This window comes from Vitreimonas flagellata (assembly GCF_004634425.1).
Taxonomy (GTDB): Bacteria; Pseudomonadota; Alphaproteobacteria; order Caulobacterales; family Aquidulcibacteraceae; genus Vitreimonas; species Vitreimonas flagellata.
In genome coordinates this window covers 258,119-272,345 of record NZ_SBJL01000004.1, presented here as the reverse complement: position 1 = coordinate 272,345, position 14,227 = coordinate 258,119, and the positions used below count along the sequence as shown (strand labels likewise).

The 14,227-nt window shown below is 62.9% G+C and carries 15 protein-coding genes; 9 read left to right on the top strand and 6 right to left on the bottom strand.

All coding sequences use genetic code 11. The annotated features are described in order from the left end of the window. Positions 1-128 precede the first annotated feature (128 nt). Positions 129-2,063, top strand: coding sequence for a methyl-accepting chemotaxis protein (locus tag EPJ54_RS17135; protein ID WP_135212972.1), 1,935 nt, complete (start codon positions 129-131; stop codon positions 2,061-2,063). Here EPJ54_RS17135 and EPJ54_RS17130 read toward each other — a convergent pair. After that, positions 2,060-2,776: a phosphatase PAP2 family protein gene (locus tag EPJ54_RS17130; protein ID WP_239590998.1), complete on the bottom strand. Its 717-nt coding sequence runs from the start codon at positions 2,774-2,776 to the stop codon at positions 2,060-2,062. The two genes, EPJ54_RS17135 and EPJ54_RS17130, sit on opposite strands and share 4 nt — an antisense overlap. A 134-nt stretch (positions 2,777-2,910) precedes the next feature. On the opposite strand from EPJ54_RS17130, the gene EPJ54_RS17125 reads away from it, so the two are divergent. Further along, positions 2,911-3,156 carry a hypothetical protein gene (locus tag EPJ54_RS17125; RefSeq protein WP_135212971.1) on the top strand — a complete coding sequence of 82 codons (246 nt, stop codon included), beginning with the start codon at positions 2,911-2,913 and terminating at the stop codon, positions 3,154-3,156. Positions 3,157-3,228: 72 nt separating this feature from the next. Here EPJ54_RS17125 and clpB read toward each other — a convergent pair whose 3' ends face one another. Both clpB and EPJ54_RS17115 read right to left on the bottom strand, forming a co-directional pair. Then, a complete protein-coding gene (gene clpB / locus EPJ54_RS17120; protein ID WP_135212970.1) occupies positions 3,229-5,823 on the bottom strand; it encodes an ATP-dependent chaperone ClpB in 2,595 nt (864 codons plus the stop codon). Between the two features lie 112 nt (positions 5,824-5,935). Next, a complete protein-coding gene (locus EPJ54_RS17115) occupies positions 5,936-6,781 on the bottom strand; it encodes a universal stress protein (protein WP_167755806.1) in 846 nt (281 codons plus the stop codon). Positions 6,782-6,912: 131 nt separating this feature from the next. Here EPJ54_RS17115 and EPJ54_RS17110 point away from each other — a divergent pair, with 131 nt between their 5' ends. The 6 genes from EPJ54_RS17110 to EPJ54_RS17085 all read left to right on the top strand — a co-directional run bounded on the left by EPJ54_RS17110 (position 6,913) and on the right by EPJ54_RS17085 (position 12,249). Beyond that, a complete protein-coding gene (locus tag EPJ54_RS17110) occupies positions 6,913-8,355 on the top strand; it encodes an NAD-dependent succinate-semialdehyde dehydrogenase (protein ID WP_135212968.1) in 1,443 nt (480 codons plus the stop codon). Between the two features lie 260 nt (positions 8,356-8,615). Then, positions 8,616-8,915, top strand: a complete 300-nt coding sequence (locus EPJ54_RS17105; protein WP_135212967.1) for a GIY-YIG nuclease family protein — start codon at positions 8,616-8,618, stop codon at positions 8,913-8,915. A 9-nt stretch (positions 8,916-8,924) separates the two neighbouring features. Further along, positions 8,925-9,824, top strand: coding sequence for a PhzF family phenazine biosynthesis protein (locus EPJ54_RS17100; protein WP_135212966.1), 900 nt, complete (start codon positions 8,925-8,927; stop codon positions 9,822-9,824). 14 nt (positions 9,825-9,838) lie between these two features. Continuing rightward, positions 9,839-10,684 (top strand): sterol desaturase family protein, encoded by an 846-nt coding sequence (locus EPJ54_RS17095; protein ID WP_167755805.1) that lies wholly within the window; start codon positions 9,839-9,841, stop codon positions 10,682-10,684. 58 nt (positions 10,685-10,742) lie between these two features. Continuing rightward, positions 10,743-11,846 (top strand): aromatic ring-hydroxylating oxygenase subunit alpha, encoded by a 1,104-nt coding sequence (locus EPJ54_RS17090; protein WP_239590997.1) that lies wholly within the window; start codon positions 10,743-10,745, stop codon positions 11,844-11,846. A gap of 145 nt (positions 11,847-11,991) precedes the next feature. Then, positions 11,992-12,249 (top strand): YjhX family toxin, encoded by a 258-nt coding sequence (locus EPJ54_RS17085; RefSeq protein ID WP_135212963.1) that lies wholly within the window; start codon positions 11,992-11,994, stop codon positions 12,247-12,249. A gap of 56 nt (positions 12,250-12,305) precedes the next feature. On the opposite strand, the gene EPJ54_RS17080 is transcribed toward EPJ54_RS17085, so the two are convergent. The 3 genes from EPJ54_RS17080 to EPJ54_RS17070 all read right to left on the bottom strand — a co-directional run bounded on the left by EPJ54_RS17080 (position 12,306) and on the right by EPJ54_RS17070 (position 13,512). Next, entirely contained in the window at positions 12,306-12,491 is a 186-nt protein-coding gene (locus tag EPJ54_RS17080; protein WP_135212962.1) for a hypothetical protein, read from the bottom strand. 194 nt (positions 12,492-12,685) lie between these two features. Beyond that, on the bottom strand, positions 12,686-13,036 hold the full coding sequence (locus EPJ54_RS17075) for an MmcQ/YjbR family DNA-binding protein (RefSeq protein WP_135212961.1): 351 nt from the start codon (positions 13,034-13,036) through the stop codon (positions 12,686-12,688). Between the two features lie 35 nt (positions 13,037-13,071). Next, the gene (locus EPJ54_RS17070) at positions 13,072-13,512 is read right to left on the bottom strand and encodes a hypothetical protein (RefSeq protein WP_135212960.1); all 441 of its coding nucleotides are present in this window, start codon (positions 13,510-13,512) and stop codon (positions 13,072-13,074) included. 267 nt (positions 13,513-13,779) lie between these two features. On the opposite strand from EPJ54_RS17070, the gene EPJ54_RS17065 reads away from it, so the two are divergent. Next, positions 13,780-14,190, top strand: coding sequence for a helix-turn-helix domain-containing protein (locus EPJ54_RS17065; RefSeq protein WP_135212959.1), 411 nt, complete (start codon positions 13,780-13,782; stop codon positions 14,188-14,190). Positions 14,191-14,227: the final 37 nt, after the last annotated feature.

Genomic DNA, 14,227 nt, shown 5'->3' with positions numbered 1-14,227 from the left:
AGGTCTTGCCGCAACTGCATTTCGCGAAAACTTCGCAGCCGCATTATGACCTAGTTAAACCGCATACCGCATTCCTTCCCCCCGAACGCGCGGCAATCTCCGCCGCATCACGCTTTGGGGGCAATGCCGTGTCGCTCGATAATTTGAAAATCTCGCGGAAGCTGATCATCGCTTTCGCCCTGCTGATCATCACATCCGTGGCCGCCAGCACCTTAGTGTTCCTCGGCCTGAACGACCTTGAGTCCAAGATCGCACAAGTCGATGCGGTCAACGAACGCACTTTGATGGTGCAAGGCGCCTACACACAATTGGTCGAGCAACAATCGGTCATGAGGGGCTACGCGATGGATGGCGACGCCTCCCGCTTAGAAGACTCCGCCAATTACGCGCAGGTGTTCGACGAGCGCATCACAGCCTTCCGCGACGCGACGCTCAATCCCGAACAACGCGAACGCGCTGAGCGTCTGATCGGCATGGTCGCCGAATTCCGCGCCACCATCGACCAGGGCGTGGCGCTCGTGGCGAACCCAGCCACCCGCGCCCAAGGCGCTGACATCATCTCAGGCGCGCGCCTGGGCGACATGCGCACGCTCGTGCAAGAAATCGTCACGACGCAGGAAGAAATGCTTGTCCTGCGCGGCGAAGAGCAGCAAGCGGCCGTTGCCGCCGAAAAGATGGTCTTACTCATAGGTGGCGCGCTGACCGTTATTATCGCCTTCGCGATGGGTTGGCTGCTGTCGCGCTCAATCGCCACGCCAGTCACGCAGATGACCGCAACGATGGGCAAGCTCGCCGCTGGCGACAACAATGTCGATATCCCGGGCGTGGGCCGTAAGGACGAAATCGGCGACATGGCCGCCGCGGTCCAAGGGTTCAAGGACGCCGCGATCGAAAAGATCCGCATGGAAGGCGAAGCCGCCGCGCAACGCGCCGCCGCCGAAGCCGAACGTGCGCGTAACGAAGAAGCGCAGAAGAAGTCCGCCGCCGAGCAAGCCATCGTCGTCAGCGGCCTGGCTGACGGCCTGACGCAACTCTCGAGCGGCAACCTCACCTATCGCATCACCCGCGACTTCCCGGGCGAGTACAAGAAGCTGCAAGACGACTTCAACGACGCCATGAGCCAACTCATGGAAACGATGAAGGTCATCAGCGCAGCATCACAAGGCATCCGTTCGGGCGCGGGCGAAATGAGCGGCGCCGCCGACGATCTCTCCAAGCGCACCGAGCAACAAGCGGCGTCCTTGGAAGAAACCGCGGCCGCCCTCGATGAAATCACCGCCACGGTGAAGCGCGCGGCTGACGGCTCACGCCAAGCGCACGCTGCAGCCGCCAATGCCCGAACCGACGCGGAAGAAGGCGGCGAAGTGATGCGCGGCGCGATCGCCGCCATGCAGGCGATCGAACAAAGCTCCTCTCAGATCGCCCAGATCATCGGCGTGATCGACGAGATCGCCTTCCAAACCAACCTCCTCGCCTTGAACGCCGGCGTCGAAGCTGCGCGCGCGGGCGATGCGGGCCGCGGCTTTGCGGTCGTCGCCTCCGAAGTGCGCGCTCTGGCGCAACGCTCGGCGGAAGCGGCCAAGGAGATTAAGGGCCTTATCTCGAAGAGCACCGAGCAAGTCGAAAGCGGCGCCAAGCTCGTCGGCGATACGGGAGCATCGCTCCAACGCATCATCGGCCGCGTGGCCGAGATCAACGAACTCGTTCGCGAGATCGCCTCGTCCGCCGAAGAGCAAGCCGTAGGCTTGAGCCAAGTGAACACAGCCGTGAACCAGATGGACCAGGGCACGCAGCAAAACGCGGCCATGGTTGAGGAAAGCACGGCGGCCAGCCACGCGCTGGCGCACGAAGCGCGCGAACTCGCCAACCTCGTGGCCAAGTTCAACATCGGCAACGAGCCGCTGGTGGAAACCTACAAGAAGCCAGCAGCGTCCAAGCCGGCTGCGAAGCCCGCCGCTGCACGCCCTGCCGCTGTGAAGCCGGCGACGCCCGCCCCGGCACGCGCACCGGCCATGTCCGGCAACAACGCACTCGCCCCGTCAGCGGATTGGGAAGAGTTCTAAGAAGCGGACGTCTCCGTCCGACGCGAAAGCCAAGTGGCGATGCTCCAACAGAGCATCGCCCAGGCCGCGCCTAAGCACCAACCGGCCATCACATCCGTCGGCCAGTGCACACCCAGATAGATGCGGCTCACGCCGATCAGCAGCGTCACCAAGATCGCGGCGCCTAAAATATAGCCGCGCAAGCGCCGCTTCTCCTGCGTGTGCGCCAGCAACGCCCCAAGCGTGAGATAGGTCACCGCCGACAGCATCGCGTGCCCGCTCGGAAAACTCATGCTCGTGGTCTCCACCACATGCGCGACAAGATCAGGCCGCGGACGATTGAAGCCCAGCTTCAAGCCTTCGCTGATCGCCGTACCGCCAAGCGTAGCAACCAGCAGCATCAGCGCGCCGCCCCATTTGCGCTGCACTGCAAGGTATCCGCACGCCAGCAGCGCCACCAGCGCGAGCACAGCAAAGCCGCCAAGCGCCGTAATGTCGGCGACGGATTGCTCGAACCATGCAGGCCCAATCGGGTCAGCCGGATCGCTCGCACGCAACGCTAACAACAAGCGCGTATCAAACGCGCGCGTATCGCCCTCACCGACATCGTCAGCAATTTCAGCGAACGCGAGCAATAACAAGGCGATGCCAAGCATTCCCGCGATCGGCGCGATATCGCGCTGCGCCAGAGCAAGCCAAGTGCGCGGATTGAGATACGAGCGTGCAGGTTCCATCGGAGGTGGAGAGCGCGTCACCTCGAAAAAGGTTCCCATGCACGCGCGAAATAAATTCGTTTAACGCGAGGCACGCGCGCGTTAGGTTTCGGACGCCGCAACCACAAGCAGCGGCTCTGGTGGAGGAACCCCTTATGAGAATTCTACTCGCCATCGCCGCTGCCGCGGCTCTGGGTCTGGCTGGGTGCAGCCAAGCTGAAACCGATCAAGCCGGCGCCGACGCCGAACAAGCCGCAAGCGAAGCGGGCGCAGCCCTCGAAGAAGGCACGGACGCTGTGGGCGACGCTGCGAACGAAGCCGGCGAAGCGGTTGAAGGCGCTGTCAATGACGCCGCGACCGAAGTCGAGCACGCGACGGACGACAATCCGGCGACGAACTAAGTTTCGCTGACGCGAAAAGAGAACGGGCGGAGCTTCGCGGCTCCGCCCATTTTGTTTTTAAGCCGCTTGTTTTTAAGCCGCCGCCTTCTCGCTGGCGCCGTTGAACAGGAAATCATTCCCGTCGAACGTCACGGCGACACGGTCGCCATCCTTGATGCGGCCTTCCAGAATAAGCCGCGCAAGCGGGTCTTGCAGATCCTTCTGGATCACACGCTTCAGCGGACGCGCACCCCAAGCCGGATCATAGCCACGCTTGGCCAACTCGCTCTTCGCACGCGGGTCGAGATCGAGCGTCATCGTGCGCGCGGCTAGCAGCCTTTCCAGCCGCTTCAGCTGCACATCGACAATCGCACTCATCTGCGCGCGCTCCAAGCGCTTGAACAGAATGATCTCATCGATCCGGTTCAAGAATTCCGGGCGGAAGCGCGCACGAATCTCACCCATGACCAAATCGCGCACGTCATCGACATCGGCGCCGTCCGGCTGTTCGGCCAAGAATTGCGCGCCTGCGTTCGACGTCATGATCAGGATGACGTTCTTGAAATCGACCGTGCGGCCCTGGCCATCGGTCAGGCGGCCATCGTCGAGCACTTGCAGCAGGACGTTGAACACGTCCGGGTGCGCCTTCTCGATCTCATCGAACAGCACGACCTGATATGGCCGGCGACGCACGGCTTCCGTCAGCGCACCGCCCTCTTCGTAGCCAACATAGCCCGGAGGCGCGCCGATCAAACGCGCGACCGAATGCTTCTCCATGTATTCCGACATATCGACGCGCGTCAGCGCGCTTTCGTCGTCAAACAGGAATTCAGCGAGCGCCTTGGTGAGTTCGGTTTTGCCGACGCCCGTTGGGCCCAAGAACATGAACGAGCCGATCGGCCGGTTCGGGTCCTGCAAGCCCGCACGCGCACGCCGCACAGCGTCGGCGACAGCGCGCAACGCCGGCTCCTGGCCGATCACCCGCTTGCGCAGCTGATCTTCCATCGCCAGCAGCTTGGCCTTCTCGCCCTCGAGCATTTTCTCGACCGGCACGCCGGTCCAGCGCGAGACAACCGCCGCAATCGCTTCGGCGTCCACGACTTCTTTCACGAGCCCGCCGCCTTCGCCGCCCGCCTTCTCAGCGTCAGTGATTTGCTTTTCCAACTGCGGAATGCGCCCGTATTTGAGCTCCGACGCGCGCGCGAGATTGCCGCTGCGCACCGCTTGCTCGTACTCGGTCTGCAGCTTTTCCAGCTCTTCCTTCGACTTAGATGTGACCTGGAGCTTCTGCTTTTCAGCCGACCACCGCGCCGTCAACTCCGCCGAGCGCGTGTCGATCTGCGCGATTTCCGCTTCGAGTTTGGTGACGCGATCTTTCGAGCCGGCGTCCTTCTCTTTCTTCAGCGCTTCGAGCTCGATCTTCAGCTGCAGCGCCCGGCGATCCAATTCGTCCAGCTCTTCCGGCTTGGAATCGACTTGCATACGCAGGCGCGACGCCGCTTCGTCCATCAAATCGATGGCTTTATCCGGCAAGAAGCGATCGGTGATGTAGCGATGCGAAAGCTGCGCTGAGGCGACGATCGCGGCGTCCGAGATGCGCACGCCGTGGTGCTGCTCGTAGCGATCCTTCAGGCCGCGCAGAATCGAGATCGAATCCTCGACGCTTGGCTCATCGACAAACACCGGTTGGAAACGCCGCGCGAGCGCCGCGTCCTTCTCCACGTGCTTGCGATATTCATCGAGCGTGGTCGCGCCGACACAATGCAACTCGCCGCGCGCCAGAGCCGGCTTCAAGAGGTTCGACGCATCCATCGCGCCATCGGCTTTGCCAGCGCCGACCAGCGTGTGCATTTCATCGATGAACAGGATGATGCCGCCTTCGGCCGCCGTGACCTCGTTCAGCACCGCCTTCAAGCGCTCTTCGAACTCGCCACGGAATTTCGCGCCAGCGATGAGCGCGCCCATGTCGAGCGCGAGCAATTTCTTGTGTTTCAAGCTTTCCGGCACGTCGCCATTGATGATGCGCAGCGCCAAGCCTTCCGCAATCGCCGTCTTGCCCACGCCCGGCTCGCCGATCAGCACCGGATTGTTCTTGGTGCGGCGACTCAGCACTTGGATCGTGCGGCGAATTTCTTCGTCGCGGCCGATGACCGGATCGAGCTTGCCCTTCTTGGCGTCCTCGGTGAGATCGCGCGCGTATTTCTTCAGCGCGTCGTATTGATCTTCCGCCGACGAGGATTGCGCCGTGCGGCCTTTGCGCAGCTCAGCGATCGCGGCTTCGAGCTTTTGCGGCGTGAGCCCGGCTTTCTTCAAAATCTCCGAGGCTTTGCCATCGGCAATCGCCAAGCCGAACAGCAAACGCTCCGCCGTAACATAAGAATCGCCCGCCTTTGTCGCGGCTTGATCCGCAGCGTCCAGCGCACGCGTGAACGACGTCGCCGCATACATGCGATCGCCCCCGCCCTGCACTTTCGGCAAGGATTGCACGGCCTTGTCGGCCTCGTCCGCCGCCTGGCGTGCATTGGCGCCCGCGCTCGTTAGCAGGCTCGCCGCGAGACCTTCGCGGTCATCGAGCAGCGCTTTCAGAAGGTGTTGTGTTTCGAGCTGTTGGTTCTGCTCGCGGATCGCGATTGTCTGCGCCGCCTGCACGAATCCACGCGCACGCTCGGTGAGCTTTTCCATATCCATGTCCGACCCCTAAGGCGTCCCATGTCGATCGCCCGAAGCACGACCAACACACTGTTGTGCCTCTGACGTAGGTGTGGCCCGAATGGCACACAAGGGCCGGCGGGCCGGATTTTTAATGGGCCATCAGCAGCGGAATTGTTGCTGTGCGCAACAGATCGCGCGTCGCGCCGCCGAACACCAATTCGCGCAGCCGCGAGTGTGCATAGCCGCCCATGACGACCAGATCAGCGTCGAGCGCCTGCGCTTCCTCCAGGATCGCCAGCGACGCCGAGCGGCCCATTGAATCCACATTCCGCACTTCCGCCGGCAGGCCGCGCCGCGACAAATGGCCGGCGATATTCGCGCCCGGCTGATCGCCGTGGCCGAACATTTTCGGCTTCGCGTCCACAGTGATCACTGTGACCTTGTCGGCCTTGTCCAAAATCGATTGCGCTTCGGAGAGCGCGCGCGTCGCCTCACGGCTGGCGTCCCACGCCACGACCACGCGCTTGCCAATCGTGCCGCCCTTCCAATTGGGCGGCGCGATCAAGGCCGGGCGGCCCGAGTGAAACAGCACGCCCTCGATAATCTCTTCGCGCAATTCGACGCCCGTGCCTTCGGTCGGCCGCGTCATCACCGCGACATCGGCGTAGCGCGCGTGCACGGCGGCCACGCGGCCCAGGTCGCGCGACAGCGCCTCCGCATTGCGCAGCTCGCACGCCTTCTCGAATTGCTTCAGCCGCGCCTCGACCTTCTTGCGCTCGACGTCCGCCTCCTTGCGCGCGCGGCTCAAAAGCTCGGCCCACACGCCGGCGACCACGGTCGGTTCATAAGCCAGCGGCTCATCCGGCAGCGGCGTCAGGAAGGCGGCGGCGAGGTGGCAATCGGAGCATTGCTGCGCCAGCGCTTCGGCCAGCTTCAACGCCGGCTCGTCCGCTTCGGCCTCAGAGACGATGACCAGGATGTCTTTCCAGCTCATGGCGGTTCTCCGTACCTCCATCATACGCCGTGCGCGCGTGTCGCGCCACAATTCCGGCCCATGTTGAGCCACGGGGCTTGCGGCGGCGTTGAGGCTGCGCAATCTCCCGTTCAGATTCAAGGAACACCAGAATGAGCCCCACGTTCCGCTCCGACGCTTATATCGACGGCAAATGGCGCGCCTCCGCCAAGCGCTTCGACGTGTTCAATCCAGCCAACCAAGAGGTCATCGCGCACGTCCCGGATTTCGGCGCGGCCGAGACCGAGGAAGCGGTCGCCGCGGCGCATCGCGCCTTTCCGGCTTGGGCGGCGAAAGCGGCCAAGGAGCGCGCCGCGATCATGCGCGCCTGGTTCGATCTGATGATGGGCGACCTCGATCGCCTCGCGCGCCTCATCTCGCTCGAGGGCGGCAAGCCAATCGCCGAAGCCAAGGGTGAAGCGGCCTATGGCGCCTCATTCGTCGAATGGTTTGGCGAAGAGGCCAAGCGCGCCTACGGGCGCACTATCCCCTCCACCACGGCGACGCGGCGCTATGTGACCATCCGCCAGCCGATCGGCGTCAGCGCTGCGATCACGCCGTGGAATTTCCCGCTCGCGATGATCACGCGCAAAGCCGCGCCCGCGCTCGCCGCCGGCTGCACCTTCGTGGTGAAGCCGCCGTCGCAAACGCCGCTGACAGCTCTGGCGCTGGCTGAGCTTGCGGAGAAGGCCGGCATCCCGGCTGGCGTGTTCAACGTCGTCACCACGCACGATCACACCGCCGATGTCGGCAAGGTGCTCTGCGAAAGCCCGCTCGTGCGCAAATTCTCCTTCACCGGCTCAACCGGCATCGGCAAGAAGCTCGGCGCCGCGTGCGTGGCGTCCACCGTGAAGAAGGTCTCGCTCGAACTCGGCGGCAACGCGCCGCTGCTCGTCTTTGCCGACGCCGACCTCGACCTCGCCGTCAAAGGCGCGATCGCGTCCAAGTTCCGCAACGCCGGCCAAACCTGCGTCTGCGCCAACCGCATTCTGGTTGAAGATTCGGTCTACGACGCGTTCTCGACGAAGATGACCGAAGCCGTCGCGAAGCTCAAAGTTGGCCCGGGCGATTCCGATGGTGTCGAAATCGGGCCCTTGATCGATCAAACGGCGATCGAAAAAGTAGAGCAGATGGTCGGCGAAGCTTTGGCATCGGGCGCGGTCGCGCTCACCGGCGGCAAGAAGCATGCGGCCGGCGCGCAATTCTTCACCCCGACCGTGCTTGCCAACGTCACCCGCGAGATGCGCGTGAACCAGGAAGAAATCTTTGGCCCCGTCGCGCCCTTGATCCGCTTCAAGGATGAAGACGAGGCCGTCGCAATCGCCAACGACACGCCGTTTGGCTTGGCCGCCTATTTATTCACCAAGGACGTCAATCGCGCCTGGCGTGTGGCTGAGCGCATCGAAGCCGGCATGGTCTCGATCAATGACGGCATCTTCTCCAACGAAGTCATCCCGTTCGGCGGCGTCAAAGAAAGCGGCCTCGGCCGCGAAGGCGGCGTCGAGGGTTTGGACGAATATCTGGAAACCAAGTTCGTAAACTTCGGCGGGTTCTAGATGGTTAGAAACGAGACGCTTGATCGAATTTGCACAGCCGCGATAATTTTCGGCTTTCTGAATTTCATGGCTTTTTGGCTGATCGCCGTGACTATCGGTGGCGACGCGATCAATGGTCAGATGACCGACGGCCGCTTCTATTTGTACAACCACGGGGTACTGACCGAAGTTTCCGAGCCCGTTTTTCGATACAGTTACGCTCATGCGATTAGCGTCTGGGTGACACTTCCTGTTTCTGTCCTGGCTGGGTTGATTCAGCGGTGGGGTCGCAGGGTGTGACGCGCGCGGAGTGCGGCTTCGTCTACGTCCTCGGCTCCGCTCGCGGCGACGACCGGCGCACCTATGTCGGCTGGTGCGTTGATCTCGACCAACGGCTGAATGCCCACAATGCCGGCCACGGCGCGCGCTCCACGCGGGGGCGCGCTTGGGTGCTGCTCTACGCCGAACGCTTCTCAACTCGCCGCGAAGCCATGAGCCGCGAGGTCTCGCTGAAACGTGACCGAAAGTTTCGCGCGACCCTAGCGCTTTTGTTGCAGGCGGAGACGACGGCTCTGGGTTAGAACAGCGCGATGCAGCTCCCCTTCGCCACCTACGACGTCTTCACCGACACACCCTTCGCCGGCAATCCGCTTGCAGTCGTCTTCGATGCTGACGGCTTAAGCGACGCGCAGATGCAAACCATCGCGCGCGAATTCAATCTTTCCGAGACCATCTTTGTGCGTAGCGCCGAATACGCGCAACACGCCGCCAGCGTGCGTATCTTCACGCCGACCAAAGAACTCCCCTTCGCCGGCCATCCCACGATCGGCTGCGCTATCGCTTTGGCGGAGCGAAACCGCAACGGCGACAACCCACGCGATCTGCTGCTCGTGCTCGAAGAGCGCGTCGGCCCAGTGCGTTGCGGCGTGAAGCTCGCCACCGATGGTGCAAGCTTCGCCGAATTCACAGCACCCAAACTCTCCGCCCAAGCCGGCGCCGATCCAAGCATCGAGGTCGCCGCAAAAGCGCTCGGCCTTGCACCAAGCGACATCGGCTTCGACAAGCACACGCCCTCGCTCTTCTCTGCCGGCGTACCTTTCGCGATGGCGCCGGTCGCCAGCCTCGACGCATTGCGACGCGCACATCTCATTGACGCGAAATCCTCCTTCACGCTCGGCGCAACGGAAGTCTTCGTTTACACGCGCGCCGAACCGAACGCCGCGCATTCGTTCCGCGCGCGCATGTTCGCACCCGAGATCGGCATCGTCGAAGATCCCGCCACGGGCGGCGCAGCGGCCGCGTTCGCGGGCGCACTGGCGCGCTTTGAGCCGCTCGGCGAAGGCTGGACAACGCTGCCCATTCTGCAAGGCGTCGAAATGGGCCGGCCGTCGCTGATTGGGCTAGAAGTGAACATCGAAAACGGCGCACTCGCGGGCGCGCGCATCGCCGGCAAGGCGGTAAAAATTAGCGAAGGCGTGCTATTCGTCTGACGAGGGCGATAGAAGTGAACACGTTCTTAACAGACAGCGCTGCCGCCTTGTGGGCGGCATCGAGCAATTTGATCGCACCAGCGATCGTGTTCGCGCTGATCGCACTCGCCATTCGCGGCTTCGCGTCACTGAAAACCGCGCGAGACGCTGCGCACGAGGTGCGCTTCAACATCGCCGCGTTCGTGCTCGACATCGTGTTCGTCACGCCGATCATCGTGCTAGCGATCAACGCCGTGCACCTGACACTACAGAGCAATCACCTCATTCTGCCGCTGGCGCAAACCTGGGCAGCCTTACCGGCGGTGCTCGTTCTCTTCATCGCCATCTTCCTCGGCGATTTCGTCGCCTATTGGCGCCATCGTCTCGAACACACCGATGCGCTCTGGCCGAGCCATGTGATGCACCACAGCGACACGGCGATGACGTGGACGACGGGCCTGCGCTTTCACCCGATCAATCGCCTCACCACGTCTTTGATCGACACCACGTTTCTCGCGCTGCTCGGCCTCCCGACCTGGGTTTTGGTGCTCAACAATCTTGTGCGCCACCACTATGGCCTCTTCATCCACATGGATCTGCCGTGGACCTACGGCCCGCTCGGCCGGGTCTTCGTGTCGCCCGCCATGCACCGCTGGCACCATATCCGCGACGCCAACGGCGCCGGCGTGAATTTCGCCACGGTGTTTTCGGTGTTCGACCAAGCCTGGGGCACCTATCACGTGCCCGGGCCCTGCAATGTCCCGCTCGGCGTGCGCGAGAACATCGGCGCCGGCCTCGTGGCGCAATTGCTCTGGCCGTTCAAAGTGGTGTGGCGTGCGCTCACCCCCGAACGCCGCGTAACGGCTGCCAATTCGGACTAAATCACGCCGCCTTTGTGCTTTGCGCGACTGGCGCTAGCATGGGCGCATGCCGACCCCGATGTCCCTGCCTGCCTGGCTCTATACCGACCCGCGCTTCTTTGAATTGGAGCGCGAGAAGGTGTTTCGCCAAGCGTGGCACATCATGGGCCACATCAACGACGCGCCGAACACTGGTGATTACTTAACTCTAGATATCCTCGGCGAACGCGTCGTCACCGTGCGCGGCGAGGATGGCAAACTGCGCAGCTTCCACAATGTTTGCCGCCACCGCGCCGGCAAGATCGCCACCGAAGCGCGTGGCGCCTGCGGTCATCGCCTCGTCTGCCCCTATCATGCCTGGAGCTACAAGCTCGACGGCAGCTTCGCCGGCGCGCCGAAATGGCAGGGCTTCGATGGGCTCGATGCGAAAGGGCTCGGCCTCAAGCCCGTCGATCAAGAGATCGCGTTCGGCTTCATCTTTGTACGCTTTGCGCAAGGCCTGCCCAGCGTCGCCGAGATGATGGCGCCCTATGCGGACGAACTCGCGGCGTTCGAACTGGAAAAACTCGTGCCCAATGGCCGCGTCACGCTGCGCCCGCGTCCGGTGAATTGGAAAAACGTCGGCGATAATTATTCCGACGGCATGCACATCCCGGTCGCGCATCCCGGACTTTCGCGCCTGCTCGCAGGCACTTACAAAATCGAAGCCAAGGAATGGATCGACAAAATGTGGGGCGAGATCACCGAAACCCCGTCGAACCATTGGCCCGAACGCCAATATCAGAAACTGCTCGGCACGTTCGATCACATCCCGGCCGAACGCCGCCGTTTGTGGGCGTATTACAAACTCTGGCCCAACGTCGCGTTCGACATCTACCCGGACCAGGTCGATTTCATGCAATTCATCCCGGTCTCGGCCGGCCAAACGATGATCCGTGAAATCGCCTACGTGCACCCGAATGCGAGCCGCGAAATGAACGCGGCGCGCTATCTGAACTGGCGCATCAATCGCCAAGTCAACGCCGAGGACACGGTGCTGATCGAAGGCGTGCAGCAAGGCATGGAAAGCTCCAGCTACACGACAGGCCCGCTCTCCGAGAGCGAAGTTTGCCTCATCTCGTTCGGCAACCGCATGCGGTCGCTGATCCCGGAAGCGAACCTCGACGCGGCGCCTGCCGCTTGACCTTGCGCGCTTAAAGCGCCAAACACCGCCCGCCTATGACGACCGAGATTGCATGACGCTGCGGGCCGCGTGAGCAACGCCAGCCCGCTCTGAACCGCGCCAAACGCGGCGCGAACACGCACGTTCAGATCAGGCGATCTTTCCAGTGAACATTTCAAAGTACGAGCAGCGCACGCTGCACGCGCTCGCCCAAGGCGGGTGCATCCATCATTATAAAAACGACAAGGGCGATATCATCGCGATCGATTGCCTCAACCGCGACGGTTGGCGGCTGAATGATTGCACGCTCGAAATCTTCAAGAAACTGCGCCGGCGTCGTTTCATCCGGAGTGAAAACGGCGGCCCCTATCGCATTTCCCGCGATGGTTTGGCCGCCGTGCGCGCGCAATTGGATAACCGGTGAAGCTCCAAGGCGCCGGGCCAGATGGTCCGGCGTCGCTTCCCCAGCGTCGCCTGCGCCTAGAGCGCATATTGCGGCGGGCCGAACGCGGCCAGCGCCTTGTCCTCGTCCTTGGCCAGTTCGAACGACGAACAGCACCGCGCGCAAAACGCAACGTCGCCGACGATCGTGCGGAACGTGGAGCGTCGACGCTGCAACGGCGTCGAACAGGTTGGGCAAGGCTCGCCAATTTTCTTTTCGAGCATTGGACTTCTCCGAGCACCGAAAGGCTGCGCTTGATTGCTAAACAAAACCTTTCAGCGCGTTCACATGCACCTCAACGCGAGGGGATGCGGCTGGGCTCCACGCCGGATGCGTTCACACCCCGATGTGATGGGCCCCGCAGCCACATCAGGAAGGCTGCGCTGCTTCGCGGCGATCGCAAACTCTATCGGATGGCCTAGCTGCGTTTGGCTGTGCGCTTTGCCTTTTTCGGCGCAGGTTTTGCCAAAGCGTGGGCAGCTTTGAGCGCGGAAAGGAAAGTCGCTTCGTCCGCGGCTTTCAGGTCACACACAGTGATTCCCTTCCGGCCCCAACCGCCGCCCATCACGGAAAACATGTCCGGCGCCTGCTCGCAGAAGAATTCCTGCGTCGCCACGTCGAACATGAGATTCACCGCCTGCGCGTCGGGCGGCACGGTGGCGAAGATCTTGCGCGTGGTGCGGAAGGCCGGGCGATCGACGTGCACCACCTCGCTCGCGCCTTCGAGCGCCAGCGCGAGTTTACGGGCACGAGCCTTAGTGATCGCCATGCCGGCAGCGTGCCACGCCGCCGCCCAGCGTCAAACTAGTTCGCGGCAGGCGCGGCCACGACCACGCCACGGCGCCATTCCTCACGACGCGCGTTCACCTCGTTGCGGACGCTTACGCCCGGCTGACAGGTGTAGCGGATCTCGCGCATCTGGTCGGCGCCCGTCACTTCGGTCGCGCCGCAGCCGATCTGGTTAAGCACGGCGTTCGCGGCCGCCCCCCAAGTAAGAATGCCCGGCGATTGATCCCCGGCGCGCACCGTCATGTTCTGCGCCAGCATCTGGCCAAGCGGCCGCGGCTCGCCCCGTTGCACCAGCACCGTCGGCTGGCTCTCGTGAAACCATATCTGATACCGCTCGCGCCCCACCATCACGTCGGCGTCGGACCAACCGGCCGGATAAGTCAGCAAGCTTTGCGTTGAAGCGCAGCCGCTCACCACAAGGGTCGCCGCAATCAACAGAGTTCGAATTCGCATCATAATGTCCCACAATCTAACGATCGCCACCCTAAGGGCGAACGTGCGCCTCGCGAGGCGATGCAATGACGAAAAAGAGGCGCGCCGCGTTCACCAAATCGCCGGCGCCATTTCGGTGCGAAACTCACCTCACGCGCGCAAATGAGCGTGGTTGAGCGTGTGTGAACGGGGCGCCACGCGCCCAAAAGCTGTGGCGCAAGCCTTGCTGATCCCCCCTTCGCAGAAAAGGCGGGCCCAATGGGGGAACCGCCGCGAATAAGGGCGCTACTCATGGCTAACGCCATTGACCTCCATGTCGGCAAGCGGCTTCGCCGCCGTCGCCGGCTCCTGGGCCTCACCCAACAACAATTGGCTGAGTCCATTGGCATCCGCTTCCAGCAGATCCAAAAATACGAATGCGGCGCCAACCGCGTGACCGCGAGCCGTCTGTACGAACTCGCCGTCGCGCTGAACGTGCCGGTGAACTACTTCTTCGAAGGCCTGCAGGCCGCTGCTGCTCCGGCGACGCCGGGCGCGCCGGGCGCACCTGCCAACGATCGCGATTTGATCGCGGCCGATGTGCTTTCACAGAAAGAAACGCTTGAGCTGATCCGCGCGTACTACAAGCTCGGCGAGCGTCCGCGTCGCCGCCTGCTCGATCTCGCGAAGGCGCTGCAAGACGAAACCACCGACGCGGCCTAATCCGCTAGAGCGGATTGGGACCAGGGGAATCGGGCTC

What these genes read in the sequence shown, in the direction of transcription:
- EPJ54_RS17125 (WP_135212971.1), top strand. Translation starts at nt 2,911, where the DNA reads ATGAGAATTCTACTCGCCATCGCCGCTGCCGCGGCTCTGGGTCTGGCT.
- EPJ54_RS17065 (WP_135212959.1), top strand. Translation starts at nt 13,780, where the DNA reads ATGGCTAACGCCATTGACCTCCATGTCGGCAAGCGGCTTCGCCGCCGT.
- EPJ54_RS17080 (WP_135212962.1), bottom strand. Translation starts at nt 12,491, where the DNA reads ATGCTCGAAAAGAAAATTGGCGAGCCTTGCCCAACCTGTTCGACGCCG.
- EPJ54_RS17100 (WP_135212966.1), top strand. Translation starts at nt 8,925, where the DNA reads ATGCAGCTCCCCTTCGCCACCTACGACGTCTTCACCGACACACCCTTC.
- EPJ54_RS17070 (WP_135212960.1), bottom strand. Translation starts at nt 13,512, where the DNA reads ATGATGCGAATTCGAACTCTGTTGATTGCGGCGACCCTTGTGGTGAGC.
- EPJ54_RS17130 (WP_239590998.1), bottom strand. Translation starts at nt 2,776, where the DNA reads ATGGAACCTGCACGCTCGTATCTCAATCCGCGCACTTGGCTTGCTCTG.
- EPJ54_RS17115 (WP_167755806.1), bottom strand. Translation starts at nt 6,781, where the DNA reads ATGAGCTGGAAAGACATCCTGGTCATCGTCTCTGAGGCCGAAGCGGAC.
- EPJ54_RS17110 (WP_135212968.1), top strand. Translation starts at nt 6,913, where the DNA reads ATGAGCCCCACGTTCCGCTCCGACGCTTATATCGACGGCAAATGGCGC.
- clpB (WP_135212970.1), bottom strand. Translation starts at nt 5,823, where the DNA reads ATGGATATGGAAAAGCTCACCGAGCGTGCGCGTGGATTCGTGCAGGCG.
- EPJ54_RS17090 (WP_239590997.1), top strand. Translation starts at nt 10,743, where the DNA reads ATGTCCCTGCCTGCCTGGCTCTATACCGACCCGCGCTTCTTTGAATTG.
- EPJ54_RS17075 (WP_135212961.1), bottom strand. Translation starts at nt 13,036, where the DNA reads ATGGCGATCACTAAGGCTCGTGCCCGTAAACTCGCGCTGGCGCTCGAA.